Annotated in this window: 1 protein-coding gene; it reads left to right on the forward strand. The window is 71.5% G+C overall.

The genetic code is table 11. The features are described 5' to 3' along the window. A partial coding sequence (locus ACS5PK_RS22610; RefSeq protein ID WP_439442516.1) for a beta strand repeat-containing protein occupies nt 1-1,307 on the forward strand: 1,307 nt, incomplete at both ends.

Raw genomic sequence — 1,307 nt, forward strand, 5'->3', positions numbered from 1 at the left:
GGCGCCCTGACTCTCAGCGGCGGGGCCGCGCTGTCAGACAGCTCCGCCCTGACCCTGGGCGCGGGCGGCGTGCTGAACCTGTCCGCCGACGAGACCATAGGCTCGCTGGCGGGCGCGGGTACGGTCAATCTCGGCGCCAACACGCTCAGTGCGGGTGGAGACAACAGCAGCACCACCTTCTCCGGTGCCATCGGCGGCACCGGGGGCTTGACCAAGCAAGGTTCCGGGACGCTGACCTTGAGCGGCACCAACACCTTCACCGGCAGCACCACCGTCTCCGCTGGCGAACTCACGCTGAGCGGGGGGGCGGCCCTGGCCGACGGCTCCGCCGTGACCGTGGCCAGTGGCGCCCTGCTGACCCTGGCCGGTGCCGAGACCATCGCTTCCCTGGCGGGGGCCGGCACCGTGGCCCTGGGGAGCAACACCCTCACCACCAGCGGCAACGCCAGCACCACCTTCTCCGGCGCCATCAGCGGCACAGGCGGGCTCACCAAGCAGGGCAGCGGCACCCTGAGCCTCTCCGGTACCAACACCTACACCGGCAACACGACCCTGAGCGCGGGCGCCCTGACTCTCAGCGGCGGGGCCGCGCTGTCAGACAGCTCCGCCCTGACCCTGGGCGCGGGCGGCGTGCTGAACCTGTCCGCCGACGAGACCATAGGCTCGCTGGCGGGCGCGGGTACGGTCAATCTCGGCGCCAACACGCTCAGTGCGGGTGGAGACAACAGCAGCACCACCTTCTCCGGCGTCATCGGCGGCACCGGGGGCTTGACCAAGCAGGGTTCCGGGACGCTGACCTTGAGCGGCACCAACACCTTCACCGGCAGCACCACCGTCTCCGCTGGCGAACTCACGCTGAGCGGGGGGGCGGCCCTGGCCGACGGCTCCGCCGTGACCGTGGCCAGTGGCGCCCTGCTGACCCTGGCCGGTGCCGAGACCATCGCTTCCCTGGCGGGGGCCGGCACCGTGGCCCTGGGGAGCAACACCCTCACCACCAGCGGCAACGCCAGCACCACCTTCTCCGGCGCCATCAGCGGCACAGGCGGGCTCACCAAGCAGGGCAGCGGCACCCTGAGCCTCTCCGGCACCAACACCTACACCGGCAGCACGACCCTGAGCGCAGGCGCCCTGACTCTCAGCGGCGGGGCCGCGCTGTCAGACAGCTCCGCCCTGACCCTGGGCGCGGGCGGCGTGCTGAACCTGTCCGCCAACGAGACCATAGGCTCGCTGGCGGGCGCGGGTACGGTCAATCTCGGCGCCAACACGCTCAGTGCGGGTGGAGACAACAGCAGCACCACCTTCTCCGG

Source organism: Roseateles sp. DB2 (assembly GCF_051857535.1).
GTDB lineage: Bacteria > Pseudomonadota > Gammaproteobacteria > Burkholderiales > Burkholderiaceae_C > Roseateles_B.